This window comes from Pseudomonas sp. 7SR1, assembly GCF_900156465.1.
GTDB lineage: Bacteria > Pseudomonadota > Gammaproteobacteria > Pseudomonadales > Pseudomonadaceae > Aquipseudomonas.
In genome coordinates, this window is the sequence record NZ_LT707064.1 from 5507032 (window position 1) to 5520989 (window position 13958).

Sequence of the window (13958 nt, forward strand, 5' to 3'; positions counted from 1 at the left end):
GCTCTCTTTTTTTCCCCTCTCGATGGTTAACCACGCGCAATGACTGCACAACTTATCGACGGCAAATCGATCGCCGCCAGCCTGCGCCAGCAGATCGCCCAACGCGTTACCGAGCGTCGCCAGCAAGGCCTGCGCACCCCCGGTCTTGCGGTGATCCTGGTCGGCAGCGATCCTGCCTCTCAGGTTTATGTCTCGCACAAGCGTAAAGACTGTGAAGAGGTCGGCTTCCTTTCCCAGGCCTACGACCTGCCTTCCGAAACCACCCAGCAAGCGTTGGCCGATCTGATCGATCGTCTCAACGATGACCCGAACATCGATGGGGTCCTGCTCCAGTTGCCCCTGCCTGAGCACCTCGACGCTTCCAAGCTGCTGGAGCGTATCCGCCCGGACAAGGACGTCGACGGTTTCCACCCTTATAACGTCGGCCGCCTGGCCCAGCGCATCCCGCTGCTGCGGCCCTGCACGCCCAAAGGCATCATGACGCTGCTGGAAAGCACTGGCGTGGATCTCTATGGGCTCGATGCCGTGGTCGTGGGCGCATCCAACATCGTTGGTCGCCCGATGGCCATGGAATTGCTGCTGGCCGGCTGCACGGTCACTGTGACCCACCGCTTCACCAAGGACCTGGCCGGCCACGTCGGACGCGCCGACCTGGTGGTCGTGGCCGCCGGCAAACCCGGCCTGGTGAAGGGCGAGTGGATCAAGGAAGGGGCCATCGTCATCGACGTGGGCATCAATCGCCAGGATGACGGCAAGCTGGTGGGCGACGTGGTCTATGAGACCGCACTGCCGCGCGCCGGCTGGATCACACCGGTGCCTGGCGGAGTGGGCCCGATGACCCGTGCATGCCTGCTGGAAAACACCTTGTACGCGGCGGAAACCCTGCATAGCTGATCGCAGCTTCAGCCGCCTGCCCCCTGCGGAAGCCAGTAGCGCTTTCGCAGGCGTTTCTGCGCCTGATCGAACGACACGCACGCCCTCCCTCATCGCCACTCGATGACATATTTTTCAGGTTCGATCCTGCAGGATCGCACCCGATTAAATTTTATTCATTCACTCGCACCCGCGGCGCAGGCATGTAGCGCGGTTGTCACCCATACTCATAAAATGCAGCGCTTTTTTCAAAGCCGTTGCCGAACGGTACCTTACAACTCCATCGAGTCTACTCGCGTGAAAATCCGTCTTTCGATCCTCAGCCTGTTCTTCGCTTTCTCAGGCGCCCTTGCCACCCAGGATGTCCACGCGCAGGAAACCATCGCGACCCCACGAGACACCTCGAAACTGCAAGTCGCGTCGGGCAGCGCGATGCTGTTGGACCTGCAGACGGATAAAGTCGTCTACTCCAGCAACCCGGACGTGGTGGTTCCGATCGCGTCGGTGACCAAATTGATGACTGGCCTGATCGTGCTGGACGCCAAACAGAACCTGGACGAATACATCTCCATCACGATTGCCAACACACCCGAGATGAAAGGTGTGTTTTCCCGGGTCAAGCTCAACAGTGAACTGTCGCGCCGCGACGTACTGCTGATCGCCTTGATGTCTTCGGAGAACCGCGCCGCCGCCAGCCTCGCCCACCACTACCCGGGCGGTTACGCGGCCTTCATCGCCGCCATGAACGCCAAGGCCAAGGCCCTTGGCATGACCAGCACTCATTATGTCGAGCCCACTGGCCTGTCGATCCATAACGTCTCCACCGCCCGGGACCTGACGAAGCTGTTGATCGCCGCTCGCAAATATCCGCTGCTCAGCGAATTGAGCACCACCAAGGAAAAGACCGTCACCTTCCGCAAGCCGGTCTACAGCCTGGGCTTTCGCAACACCGATCACCTGGTCCACAGGGGCAACTGGGATATTCAGCTGACCAAGACCGGCTTTACCAACCAGGCCGGACATTGCCTGGTGCTGGTGACGAAAATGGGCAATCGCCCGATGGCGCTGGTCATCCTCGATGCCTTCGGCAAATACACACATTTTGCCGACGCAAGCCGGATTCGCAGCTGGGTCGAAACCGGCAAGAGCACCAGCGCTCCGGCCGTGGCCCTGCAATACAAGGCAGCAAAAAACCTGAAAAGCCGCCAGACCGGTGTGGTGGAAGCCTCCCAATAAGCGTGCGGCAATAAATGAACAGCCCCGGATATCCGGGGCTGTTTGCGTTCAGGGCTTGAGATTGCCCAACGGATCATAGGCCTTGGAAGAAGGCGGACCCTGCTCTTTCCTGTCGTCCCGTGGGGCCTTGGCCGGTCCTATCGGGTCGACCTGGGGATCGTCGAGATCCGGCGAATCCGGATCGAATCCCAGGTCGTCTTCGGCGGACGAGTGTTCGGAAGAATGGGGCCCTGTGGGGGTTTTCGACTGTGCCATACGTGCCTCCTCGAATCAGGGCCCGAACGTCGGAACCCTGACGATAAGAGCCCCTGGCAGCTCAGGTCGTGCCCGGCAGGTGACGAACGGGGCAGGCACTCAATGGGCCGCACCCAGGGCCTTGCTGGCCCGAGCCGCCGCTTGCTCCTGCCCTGCCCCGGCCAGCTCGTCGGCAGCCTTCAGCCAGCGCCGCGAGTCAACGTTGGCCGGCAGTTGCGTCGGTCGCTGGAGCAATACAGCCCAGCCACCGGCGTCCTTCAGGGCAGACTCGAACCCACTGAAACTCATCGACAGCCGGCGGTTCATGCCCGAACGCAGCAAGACCGTCTGCTTCTGCCGGTTGTAGCCGGCAAGGATTGCGTACCGAGGCCCGGACCAGAATGCGGAGCCTTCGGTGTAACGCAGCAATACGGGGTTGCCCGCCGCAACCTGCTCCAGCAGTGCGTCCAGGCGACTGTCGAGCGGGTACACCACCAGCCCGTACTCACGCGCCAACGTCTGCATGTTCTGCTGCAGATGGGCTTCGCCGCCCGGCAAATGCAGCGGTTTCTCCAGCAGTCCTGGCGTGATCACCGTGCCTTGCAGGGTCAGCAGGGCCGCCAGGGACTGCGGCGCGCCCAGGTAAAGCTCGCCGCGATAGAACGGCACGCTATTGAGCTCGACCCGTTCGGGCAGGCGCTGGATCTGGGGCGACACCCCACCGGCGCAACCCGCCAGGGCCACCAGACAGGCAACGGCAGATACCAATGATCGGATAGAGGGAATGACCGACGACATGATGACTCTCTTGTTCAGGCACCCGGCATCCGGGCCAGGCTTGGGGCGTCGATCATAAGATGCCCGCGCCTCCCTGGTATAGCCTTTAACCGCAGTCTGGTCGCCGCAATAGAACGATCCGGTCCGACGCCAAGGGATGCGTTCGACTGCTTGCAATACTTGAACAGCTAAACTGTCCATTGAACAGAGTGCGTTGCCCCGATCCGGGGTTGAGGAGGCCCTATGAGCCTGACGACCACCATTGTGATGCTTGTATTCGGCTGGCTGAGCGTAGCGACGGCCATGCTGTGGGGGGTCCTGCGGATCACCCGCCGTCATCATCACGCACCGCCACAAACGGAAAAAACCGCGAAACCCGCCAGGCGCCACGTCGCCGCACACTGACCGATCACTATCCAGCATGAAAAAAACCGCCCGGGCATGGACCCGGGCGGCTTGTTCATGACCTCGTGGAATCAGGCGTTTTCGGCTTCGACCGAAGCCTTTTGCCGGGCACGGCGGGCCATCATGTTCAGCACTTCAATCGCAGCCGAGAACGCCATGGCCGCGTAGATGTAGCCCTTGGGCACGTGGGCCCCGAAGCCTTCGGCGATCAGCGTCATACCAATCATGATCAGGAAGCCCAGGGCCAGCATGACCACCGTCGGGTTGTCATTGATGAACTTGGCCAGCGGCTCCGCAGCCAGCAGCATCACCAGCACCGACACGACCACTGCAATGATCATGATCGGCAAGTGCTCGGTCATGCCCACGGCCGTGATGATGCTGTCGATGGAAAACACCAGGTCCAGCATCAGGATCTGACCGATCGCGGCAGCAAATCCGAGGGTCACGCCAGAGGTGGCCGACTTGGGATCATCCGGCGCAGGGTCCATGCTGTGGTGAATCTCGGTGGTGGCTTTCCACAGCAGGAACAGACCGCCGGCAATCAGGATCATGTCCTTCCAGGAGAAGGCCTGGCCAAGGATCTCGATGACCGGTTCCGTGAGCTGCACGATGAACGCGATGGTACTCAACAGACCCAGACGCAGGAGCAACGCCATGCCGATACCGATCCGCCGAGCCTTGGCGCGATGCTGTTCGGGCAGCTTGTTGGTCAGGATCGAAATGAAGATCAGGTTATCGATGCCCAGCACGATTTCCATGACGACCAGGGTCGCCAGGGCGATCCAGGCTGTAGGGCTGGCGACGAGTTGTAAAAGATAATCCATAGGTCAGTCCTGACTCGATATGACGGGTTAGATGGCTTGGGTGGAAGATTTGGGTTCAGCTGCCGATTCGTCAGCCTCGTCCGCTGGTTCTTTCTTTGGACTGATCAGGCCGCCCGTGGCCTCGTTCAGCGCCTGCTCGGCGGCCTTGTGGGTGTCGTCGATGGCCTTTTTGGCGGTTTCCACTGCCTGTTCCTTCAACTGCTCGGCCAGGTGCTGGGCGCTTTTTTCGGCCTGCTCGCAGCCTGCCAGCGTAAGGGAAGACATCGCAAACAGGGCTACAAGCCCCAAGGATCTGAATGTCATTGGATAAAGTGCCTCTCAGGGTAGAGGGAGCACGAAGATGCCCCACCGATGGAGCAGCATTCTAGAGAGACCGATAGTTCAGGGAAATTCGTATTTTTAGCGGTTATACTTCGGTTTTTCCGAATCGGTGCTTCCATGCTCAATTACCGGCAACTGCATTACTTCTGGGTCGTGGCCAAGACAGGCAGCATCGTACGGGCCTGCGAACAACTGAACCTGACTCCACAGACCATCAGCGGGCAGATCTCCCTGTTCGAGCAGACGTACCACATCAAGCTGTTTCGCCGCGTAGGACGTCAGCTGGAACTGACACAAGCCGGTCGCCAGGCTCTGCCCTATGCCGAACAGATGTTCCAGTTGGGAGGCGAGCTGGAGCTCATGCTGCGGGCCCAGCCCAACGAACAACAGGCGCTGTTCCGGGTCGGGGTGGCGGATGTGGTGCCCAAGTCCATTGTCTATCGGCTGTTGGCACCGACCATGGAGTTGAGCGTGCCCCTGCGCATCACTTGTCGCGAAGACAAACTCGAACGGTTGCTGGCGGACCTGGCGATCCAGCGTCTGGACATGGTGATTTCCGACAGCCCGATGCCGACCCACCTGGACATCAAGGGTTACAGTCAGAAACTGGGGGAATGCGGCATCAGCTTCTTTGCCACCACCGCCCTGGCCGAACAGTACGGGCAGGACTTCCCTCGCGGCCTGCAAGACGCCCCCTTGCTGATTCCCGGTCCGGAAACCGTGGTGCGCAGCCGCCTGCAACGCTGGTTCGCCGAGCAGCAGATCCAGCCACGTATCGTCGGCGAATTCGACGACAGCGCGCTGATGCAAGCCTTCGGTCAGTCAGGCAGCGGGATCTTCATCGGCCCGAGCGTGATCGCCGAAGAGGTGATACGCCAGTACGGCGTGCGGGAGATCGGCCGGACCGATGCCGTGAGTGAATCGTTCTATGCCATTTCCGTGGAACGCAAGGTCAGTCATCCGGGCATTGTCGCAATTGCCGAAGGGGCTCGGCGCGAACTGTTTGGCCCTGACTGAACGTCATCAGCAACAAGGCCAGCAGGATCGAGACCAGTATGAACCCGGCCGCCGCGAACCCGACACTGCCCAGGCCCAAGGTATCGATGACGCGTCCACCCACCATCGCCCCCAGGCCGATCCCCAGGTTGGCACCGGCAATGTTCAGCGACGCGGCAAAGGCCGGCGCCTGGGGGGCGGCCTTCATCAGACGCACATGACTGACCAGGAACAGGGCGGCCTGGGTCACGCCCCAGATGCCCATCGCCGCCGCCAGCCCCAGGGTGGAATGAATGCTCGGCACCAATGCCACCATGCCGCCGATCATGAACAGACAGAAGACCATCGAGGCGATCAGCGGATGCCGGTCCACCGCGCGGCCTCCCAGGGAGTTGCCCAACAGCCCCACGGCCCCGAAGCCCATCAGGCACCAACCCACCAGCGTGCCGTCGAAACCGGCGAGACGTTCGAGAATGTCGGCCAGGTAGGTATAGGCCGTGAACATGCCGCTGAACACCAGGATCGACAGCAGGACATGCCCCTGCATCAACGGGCTGCGCAGGATCTTGAACTGCGAGCGGAAGCTCACCTGATGCAGGTGCAGGCTGGTTTTCGGCAGATAGACGAACAGCAGCAACGCCTTGGCAAAGGCGATGACCGCCAGGATCGCGAAAGCACTGCGCCAGCCGAACATGTCGGAAATCAGTGTGCCCACTGGAATCCCGAATACCGTGGCGCAGACGATGCCGAATCCGATCCGGGCTATGGCGCGCCCGGCATGTTGCGGCCCGACGATATCCACGGCCGTTTCGCTGGCCAGTGCCCAGAACACCGGCAAGCCCAGGGCCGGGACCAGCCGGGCGATCGCCATGACCCAGATATCGGGGGCAACGGCCGCCAGTGTGTTGGCCAGTCCGAACATCAGCAGTACGCTAATGAACAGCTTGCGCCGTTCGAAACGGGCGAACCAGGCAGTCAGGAACGGCCCGAACGCCGCCACCGTAAATGCGAAGAGCGTCACCAGCAGCCCGGCCTGGGGAATGCTGACATGCAGGTCGCGGGCAATGGACGGCAGGAGGCCGACAATGATGAACTCCGTGGTCAGCACGGTGAAACCGGCGGCCGACAACAGGAAAATGGGTAACAGCATGCATAACTCCAGCAAAACGACGACACCAGCGTTGGCCCAGGGGCCCGCTGGCGGAATAGAAAGATGAGAAGCCCAAAGCCTAACAGAATGTCCGCGACAGACAAATTCACTTGAACACCGGGTGACGGATCGTCACAGGTCCGTCAGATTTCTTCCCGGGCTGTGCTAAAGTCCGCGCCCTCAAATACGTAACACTCTTCCGGCTCCGCTCATGTGGCCTGCCCGCCTGTTGCCCTGATCGTCGCCCGTTGCTCACAAAAAAAATATCTGGATGGTCGTCATGACTGCTTTATCCCCTTCCCTGTTGCAACGCTTCAAACGCACCGGCCTGGTGACGCAAATCGTCATCGGCCTGATCCTGGGTATCGCCCTGGCCTGGCTGGCGCCGGACGTGGCGAAGTCCACTGCCTTCATCGGCAAGGTCTTCGTGTCCGCGCTCAAGGCCGTGGCGCCAATCCTGGTGTTCGTGCTGGTCATGGCCTCGATCGCCAACCACAAGCACGGCCAGGAAACCCATATCCGGCCGATCCTGTTCCTGTACCTGCTGGGCACCTTCGCCGCGGCCGTGGTCGCGGTGGTAGCCAGTACGCTGTTTCCGTCCAGCCTGGTACTGTCCACCCAGGACGTCGCCGTTACCGCTCCCGGTGGTATCAGCGAAGTGCTGCAGAGCCTGCTGCTCAGCGTGGTGGACAACCCTGTCCGGGCGCTGATGGACGGCAACTTCATCGGCATCCTGGCCTGGGCCATCGGCATGGGGATCGCCATCCGTCATGCCGGCCAGACCACCCGCACCGTACTGGAGGACCTCTCCAACGGCGTCACGGTGATCGTACGCCTAGTGATCAGCTTCGCGCCGCTGGGGATTTTCGGCCTGGTCGCCTCGACCCTGGCGACCTCCGGCTTCAGCGCCCTGCTCGGCTATCTCCATCTGCTGACGGTCCTCATCGGCTGCATGCTGTTCGTCGCGCTGGTGGTCAACCCGCTCATCGTGTTCTGGAAACTGCGTCGCAACCCCTACCCGCTGGTGTTCACCTGCCTGCGCGAGAGTGGCATCACCGCATTCTTCACCCGCAGCTCGGCGGCAAACATCCCGGTCAACCTGGAACTGAGCAAGCGCCTGGGCCTGCACGAGGACACCTACTCGGTATCGATTCCCCTGGGTGCAACCATCAACATGGCGGGCGCCGCCATCACCATCACCGTGCTGACCCTGGCGGCCGTACACACCCTGGGCATCGTAGTGGACGTGCCGACCGCCGTGCTGCTGAGCGTGGTGGCGGCCATCTGCGCCTGCGGTGCGTCCGGCGTGGCCGGCGGATCGCTGTTGCTGATTCCCCTGGCATGCAGCCTGTTCGGCATTCCCAGCGAAATCGCCATGCAGGTCGTGGCCGTCGGTTTCATCATCGGCGTCCTGCAGGATTCGGCGGAAACCGCATTGAACTCGTCTACGGATGTGCTGTTCACGGCGGCGGCTTGCCTGGGTGAAGAAAAGAAGCTCGCACGCACGGCCTGATGCATTGGAAGAATCCCAGCCTGGGCCGTGGATGAACCCGCCCCTTCGCGGGCATGGTCACGCCCATGAAGCTAGACAGGGCCCCCCAGGCCCGGCCCACACCCATCGAAAGTCATGAAAAAGCCCGGGACGGCCCACACCGTCCCGGGCTTTTTCATGCTGCCAGGCTTAGAACGCGCCCATGTAGTCGCGCTTGCCGATTTCCACACCGTTGTGACGCAGCAGTGCGTAAGTGGTGGTGACGTGGAAGAAGAACTGCGGCAGGCCGTAGGTCAGCAGGTAGTTCTGGCCGGTGAAGCGCTTTTCCTTCGGCGTACCCGGACGGGTGACGATCTCGATATTTTCCTTGCCGTCGATCTGCTCGGGGCGGATGCCGTCGATGAAAGCCAGCACCTTGGCGATCAGGGCCTGCAGTTCGGCGAAGGTGGTTTCGCTGTCGTCATATTTCGGCACTTCGATTTCAGCCAGCCGCGCGGAGACGCCCTTGGCGAAATCCACCGCGATCTGCACCTGACGCACCAGCGGGAACATGTCCGGGTACAGCCGGGCCTGCAGGAATGCGTTCGGCTCGATGTTTTTCGCGCTGGCATGGGCTTCGGCCTTGCTCAGGACGTCACTCATGGCGTTGAGCATCTGCTTGAAAACCGGGATGGAAGCGGCGTACAGGGAAATAGTCATGGGGATCTCATGCAGGTGATGGAAAAAAGAGTCTTATCAAGCGTCGGCGATTATAGACACGCTGTCGCGCAGCTTGTCTTTTATTGCGCAAGGATTAGGCTAGGCGGCTTCACAGCATAGGGGACGCGCGATGAGCATCGAAGAACAGGATCAGGCCGAAGCAGCACGGCTCAACAGCACGGAAATCCGCATCCTCGGGGCCCTGATCGAAAAGCAGGCCACCAATCCCGAAACCTACCCACTGACCCTCAACGCCCTGGTTTTGGCCTGCAACCAGAAAACCAGCCGCGAACCGGTGATGAACCTCACCCCAGGCCAGGTTGGCCAGAGCCTGCGGGCGCTGGAGGGCCAGGGTTTCACCCGGCTCGTGATGGGCAGCCGCGCCGACCGTTGGGAACATCGGGTCGAAAAGGCCCTGGAGCTGGTGCCGGCCCAGGTGGTCCTGATGGGGTTGCTGTTCCTGCGCGGTCCGCAAACCGTCAACGAACTGTTGACCCGCAGCGGCCGGATGCACGATTTCGAAGACGCCGAACAAGTGCTGCATCAGCTGGAGCGCCTCATCGCCCGCGGCCTGGCCCTGCTGGTGCCGCGCCAGGCCGGCCAGCGGGAAGATCGATACGTCCATGCCTTGGGCGATCCGGCGGACATCGAGGCGATTCTCGCCGCCCGCCAGCACCCGGTGGAGCGCGGGACGGGCAGCGGCGTGTCGCTGGAGCGCATCGAAGAGCTCGAAGCCCGCATCGCGGCGCTGGAAGAGCGGCTGGCCCGGCTGGAATAACCAGGCAAGGCCCGCGTCTAGACCGCGCGGGCGAAGGCCACGGCTTTTTCGAACTGTTCCAGGCTCGGCCGTACACCGGTGTACAGCACGAACTGCTCCAGGGCCTGGATCGCAACCACTTCCAGCCCGGTGATGACGCGCTTGCCTTCGGTTCGAGCGCGCACGATCAACGGTGTTTCCGATGGGATCGCCACCACATCGAACACCGTCTCGGCTGCCGCGATGGCGTCGGCCGAAAACGCCAGCTGATCGGCTTCCGGCCCGCCGCTCATGCCTATCGGCGTGACGTTGATCAGCATCTGCGGCCGCTGCTCGCCCAGCTCCGCTTGCCACTCGTAGCCCAGGGACGCGGCCAGCGCCCGGCCAGCGGTTTCATTGCGGGCAACGATCAGCCCCTTGCGGTAACCGCCATCGCGTAACGCGCTGGCCACGGCCTTGGCCATGCCGCCGCTGCCGCGCAGGGCAAAGGTCGATTCCTTGGGCACGGCATGGGTTTGCAGCAACTGGGCGACGGCGATGTAGTCGGTGTTGTAGGCCTTCAGGTGCCCATCGGTATTGACGATGGTATTGATGGACTGGATCGCGGCGGCGGAAGCATCCAGCTCGTCGACCAGAGCGATGCAGGCCTCCTTGAAGGGCATCGACACCCCGCATCCCCGGATGCCCAGGGCGCGGATCCCACGGACAGCACCTGGCAGGTCCTGGCTGCTGAAAGCCTTGTAGTAGAAATTCAGGCCCAACTGCTCATACAAATGATTATGAAAGCGCAGACCGAAGTTACCGGGGCGCCCCGAGAGGGACATGCACAGCTGGGTGTTCTTGTCGTGATGAAATTGCATGCGTGTTCCTTGCGTTCACTTTCGGACAAACGGATGACCGTCTCGTTGGACCTTACACAATATTTACCCAACGGCGTTGCAGATCCTGGGAAAATCGTTGTCAGAGCAAGTATCCCGGCGACCCTCATCGGGTTTGTTCCAGACCACAGCCGCCGGGGTTGAAACGAGGAACCGACATGAATCGAAAACTCCCCATCATCGCCCTGCTCGTGGGGGCACTCGCGGTCACCGGCCAGGCATCCGCCCATGGTCGCGGTGGTTGGGAGGGGCCCGCAGTGTTCGGCGCAATCGTCGGCTCGGCCATCGTCGGCTCGGCGCTCATCAACCGCGACCGTCCGGTGTATGTGCAGCAGCCGGTCTATGTCCAGCCGCAGCCGGTCTACGTACAGCAGCCACCACCGGTCTATTACCAGCCACAGCCGGTGTATATAGAGCGGCCCATCTATTATCGTCCGGCACCGGTGTATTACGGGCCACCACGGGGCTATTACTACGGCCCACCCCGGGGCCACTACGGTCGCTGGTAACCTGGACCCGGCATAAAAAAACAGCCTGTGACTGGCCAATCACAGGCTGTTTTTTCATGAGCGCTACATCACCCCGTCAGACGTGCTCGCGGCTTTCAAGCCGCACCGGGGCATGCTCTGCCGTCGAATGAGCAGGCTCCGCCACCACGGGGATCTCATTGCCGTCGCAGTCATGCAGCTTGCCATCGCTGAAATAATCGCCTTCACGCAACGCCGCGAGATCCTGGTAGCGCAACACCCGCTCGGTCCCGGCGGCGAAGACCGACTGCTGGTCGGAATTGCCCGTGGTGAAGTGGTTGAAGGCCAGGTTCAAGACGATCGCCATGATCGCCGAAGAGCTGATGCCCGAATGGAAAATGGTCGCGAACCAGCTGGGGAAATGATCGTAGAAGTTCGGTGCGGCGATGGGAATCATGCCGAAGCCGATGGAGGTGGCGACGATGATCAGGTTGACGTTGTTGCGGTAATCGACTTTCGACAGGGTGCGAATGCCGCTGGCGGCAACGGTACCGAACAAGACGATGCCAGCACCGCCCAGTACCGAGGTCGGAACCGCCGCGATCACCCGCCCCATGAACGGCAGCAGGCCGAGCACCACCAGGAATACCCCGCCGGTGGCCACGACGAAGCGGCTCTTGATCCCGGTCACCGCCACCAGCCCGACGTTCTGGGCAAAGGCGCTCTGGGTAAAGGACCCGAAGATCGGGGCGATCATGCTCGACAGCATGTCGGCCCGCAGGCCATTGCCCAGGCGCCGGGAGTCTACCTTGGTGTCGATGATCTCCCCCACCGCCAGGATGTCGGCAGAGGTCTCCACCAGGGTCACCATGATCACGATGCACATGGACAGGATCGCCGCGATGTGGAACGTGGGCATGCCAAAATGAAACGGTGCGGGGAAGCCGAACATCGGCCCTTCGCTGACGGAAGAAAAATCCGCCATGCCCAGGAACACCGCGATCACGGTGCCGACCACCATGGCCAGCAGGATCGACAGCCGGGAAATGGTCGCGCTGCCCATCTTGCTGAGTAACAGCACCAGCACCAGCGTGACGGCAGCCAGCCCGATGTTCGCCATGCTGCCAAAATCGGCGGCATGGCTGTTGCCCCCCATGGCCCAACGTGCCGCCACCGGCATCAGCGTCAGGCCGATGGTGGTGATCACGATGCCTGTAACCAACGGTGGAAAGAACCGGGTGATGCGTGAAAACACCGGGGTGATCAGCAAACCGATCAAGGATGCGGCGATGACCGCCCCCAGGATGGCCTGGAAACCACCCTCCCCGCCGGTCCCGACAATCGCCACCATGGTCGCGACGCCGGAGAAGGATACGCCTTGCACCAAGGGTAACTGGCACCCGAAGAACGGCAGGCCCAGGGTCTGCAGCAAGGTAGCCAGCCCCCCTGCGAACAGCGACGCCGCAATCAACAGGCCGATGTCCGCCGACGACAGGCCGGCTGCCTGGCCAATGATCAAAGGCACCGCGACGATACCGCCGTACATGGTCAACACATGTTGCAGGCCGTAAGCCATATTCGCGCCGACACCAAGGTTTTCGTCCTCGGGCCGTGGGAGTGAAACATGGGGCGTTTTCATGGTTCGGGGGTTCCCTGTTTTTTGTTATGGGCACACTGTATTCAAAAATCAGGACAAATGTCCAGATAGTTGTATACAACTTTCAGCCCACATCATGACCAAAGGGTCATCACCTCATCCGTGACCCCATTGCCTCCAGGCTCTGCCTGAAAAGCCTCGATACTCGTTCAGGCGGCGGTGAAAACCGGCTCGTGCGCGAGTCGATCGCAATGCTCATTTACTCCAGTAAAAACGAGCGCGACCCCGGCCGTTCCTCGCCGGTTTTCGCCTTGCATGACCTTTGCCTCAAGTCTTTTCAAACAGAGCCTAGAGCAGCCCCTTCACCGCGGGCCGCAGCACTTCTCGCGGCGGAACGCGCAGGCTGAATTCCTCCTCCAGCAGCTCGATCAGTTCATCGGCGTGCGCGATGATCCGTCGCTCGCTCTCTTGTCCCAGCCGGTGCACGGCATAGCTGTTGCCGTTGAGGGTCTTGCGCAAGCCGTCTCCCGTGCGGGCCACCATCAGCCGGCCCATGAACGGAGACTCAGGGTGGCTGCAGACGTACCAGTTGCCCACGGCGTAGTCGATGTCCTCCTGGCGTTGCAGGTCGAACAGGTACATCGGTCGCCATTCGCCCGCGACGTTGGCTTGCAGCAGGTAGCCGTCCTCATGCACCTCGATGCGGTACGGTTCGTGGGGCGTGGCCTGCACGTCCCGGCTATCGAGCAACAGCGGGGCGGTGGGCACCATGCCGCCGAACCCCACATCAGTGATATAGCGCACGCCATCGATGACCACCAGGGTAATGCGGTGGGTACGCGCTGGCCACGCTCCTTGTGAGGCGTTCATCAGAACCCTGCCGGTGATGCCACGAACGTCGAAGCCCAGCTCCAGCAGGAGCGCCATGAACAAGTGATTGAGCTCATAGCAGTAGCCACCGCGACCTTGCTCGAAGACTTTTCGCTCGATCGATTCAAGGTCGATATGCACCGGTTGACGCAGCAGGGTGGAAAGCGTTTCGAAAGGGAACTCGGCGGTGTGGCGCCATTGCAGCTGACGCAATGTCTCGAGGGTCGGTGCGGGTGGGGCGTCGAAGCCCAGGCGATGCAGATAACGGCCCGTATCGCTCAGTCGTGCGGTGTCCATGAGGGTGTCCTTATCCGGTCCGGCGCAGGGCTTGCAGCAAGCTCACTGCAGTTGGCAGCAGGTATAAGGCATTACTTGTGCA

At 61.6% G+C, this 13958-nt stretch carries 16 protein-coding genes; 7 read left to right on the top strand and 9 right to left on the bottom strand.

The features are described from left to right. The first annotated feature begins 39 nt into the window (after positions 1-39). The gene (gene folD / locus BW992_RS24200; protein WP_039589132.1) at positions 40-894 is read left to right on the top strand and encodes a bifunctional methylenetetrahydrofolate dehydrogenase/methenyltetrahydrofolate cyclohydrolase FolD; all 855 of its coding nucleotides are present in this window, start codon (positions 40-42) and stop codon (positions 892-894) included. Between the two features lie 276 nt (positions 895-1170). Then, entirely contained in the window at positions 1171-2109 is a 939-nt protein-coding gene (pbpG, locus tag BW992_RS24205) for a D-alanyl-D-alanine endopeptidase (RefSeq protein WP_072388895.1), read from the top strand. A gap of 48 nt (positions 2110-2157) precedes the next feature. On the opposite strand, the gene BW992_RS24210 is transcribed toward pbpG, so the two are convergent. Then, positions 2158-2364 (bottom strand): DUF6021 family protein, encoded by a 207-nt coding sequence (locus tag BW992_RS24210; protein WP_076407217.1) that lies wholly within the window; start codon positions 2362-2364, stop codon positions 2158-2160. A gap of 99 nt (positions 2365-2463) precedes the next feature. Beyond that, positions 2464-3141, bottom strand: coding sequence for a hypothetical protein (locus BW992_RS24215; protein WP_072388899.1), 678 nt, complete (start codon positions 3139-3141; stop codon positions 2464-2466). A 222-nt stretch (positions 3142-3363) separates the two neighbouring features. Between BW992_RS24215 and BW992_RS27120 the strand changes: the two genes are divergently transcribed. Continuing rightward, positions 3364-3525: a hypothetical protein gene (locus BW992_RS27120; protein ID WP_165887621.1), complete on the top strand. Its 162-nt coding sequence runs from the start codon at positions 3364-3366 to the stop codon at positions 3523-3525. A gap of 71 nt (positions 3526-3596) precedes the next feature. On the opposite strand, the gene BW992_RS24220 is transcribed toward BW992_RS27120, so the two are convergent. Then, positions 3597-4352, bottom strand: a complete 756-nt coding sequence (locus tag BW992_RS24220; RefSeq protein WP_072388901.1) for a TerC family protein — start codon at positions 4350-4352, stop codon at positions 3597-3599. Positions 4353-4379: 27 nt separating this feature from the next. Beyond that, positions 4380-4655 carry a hypothetical protein gene (locus BW992_RS24225; RefSeq protein WP_072388903.1) on the bottom strand — a complete coding sequence of 92 codons (276 nt, stop codon included), beginning with the start codon at positions 4653-4655 and terminating at the stop codon, positions 4380-4382. A gap of 135 nt (positions 4656-4790) precedes the next feature. Here BW992_RS24225 and nhaR point away from each other — a divergent pair, with 135 nt between their 5' ends. After that, positions 4791-5690, top strand: a complete 900-nt coding sequence (gene nhaR, locus BW992_RS24230) for a transcriptional activator NhaR (RefSeq protein ID WP_072388905.1) — start codon at positions 4791-4793, stop codon at positions 5688-5690. Here nhaR and BW992_RS24235 read toward each other — a convergent pair. Continuing rightward, complete coding sequence (locus BW992_RS24235; protein ID WP_231991092.1) at positions 5626-6819, bottom strand: MFS transporter; 1194 nt, start codon at positions 6817-6819, stop codon at positions 5626-5628. The two genes, nhaR and BW992_RS24235, sit on opposite strands and share 65 nt — an antisense overlap. A 280-nt stretch (positions 6820-7099) precedes the next feature. Here BW992_RS24235 and sstT point away from each other — a divergent pair, with 280 nt between their 5' ends. After that, on the top strand, positions 7100-8332 hold the full coding sequence (gene sstT, locus BW992_RS24240; protein WP_072388907.1) for a serine/threonine transporter SstT: 1233 nt from the start codon (positions 7100-7102) through the stop codon (positions 8330-8332). A gap of 168 nt (positions 8333-8500) precedes the next feature. Here the strand turns inward: sstT and BW992_RS24245 are convergent, their stop codons facing one another. Beyond that, positions 8501-9010, bottom strand: a complete 510-nt coding sequence (locus tag BW992_RS24245) for a DUF1993 domain-containing protein (RefSeq protein ID WP_072388909.1) — start codon at positions 9008-9010, stop codon at positions 8501-8503. Between the two features lie 130 nt (positions 9011-9140). Here BW992_RS24245 and BW992_RS24250 point away from each other — a divergent pair, with 130 nt between their 5' ends. Then, positions 9141-9788: a YceH family protein gene (locus BW992_RS24250; protein WP_072388911.1), complete on the top strand. Its 648-nt coding sequence runs from the start codon at positions 9141-9143 to the stop codon at positions 9786-9788. 17 nt (positions 9789-9805) lie between these two features. Here BW992_RS24250 and BW992_RS24255 read toward each other — a convergent pair whose 3' ends face one another. After that, positions 9806-10627 carry a shikimate 5-dehydrogenase gene (locus BW992_RS24255; RefSeq protein WP_072388913.1) on the bottom strand — a complete coding sequence of 274 codons (822 nt, stop codon included), beginning with the start codon at positions 10625-10627 and terminating at the stop codon, positions 9806-9808. 176 nt (positions 10628-10803) lie between these two features. Between BW992_RS24255 and BW992_RS24260 the strand changes: the two genes are divergently transcribed. Then, positions 10804-11154 carry a hypothetical protein gene (locus BW992_RS24260; protein WP_072388915.1) on the top strand — a complete coding sequence of 117 codons (351 nt, stop codon included), beginning with the start codon at positions 10804-10806 and terminating at the stop codon, positions 11152-11154. A gap of 76 nt (positions 11155-11230) precedes the next feature. On the opposite strand, the gene BW992_RS24265 is transcribed toward BW992_RS24260, so the two are convergent. Together BW992_RS24265 and BW992_RS24270 are read right to left on the bottom strand one after the other, a co-directional pair. Continuing rightward, a complete protein-coding gene (locus BW992_RS24265; protein ID WP_072388917.1) occupies positions 11231-12751 on the bottom strand; it encodes a nucleobase:cation symporter-2 family protein in 1521 nt (506 codons plus the stop codon). Positions 12752-13057: 306 nt separating this feature from the next. After that, a complete protein-coding gene (locus tag BW992_RS24270; RefSeq protein ID WP_072388919.1) occupies positions 13058-13876 on the bottom strand; it encodes an arylamine N-acetyltransferase family protein in 819 nt (272 codons plus the stop codon). Positions 13877-13958: the final 82 nt, after the last annotated feature.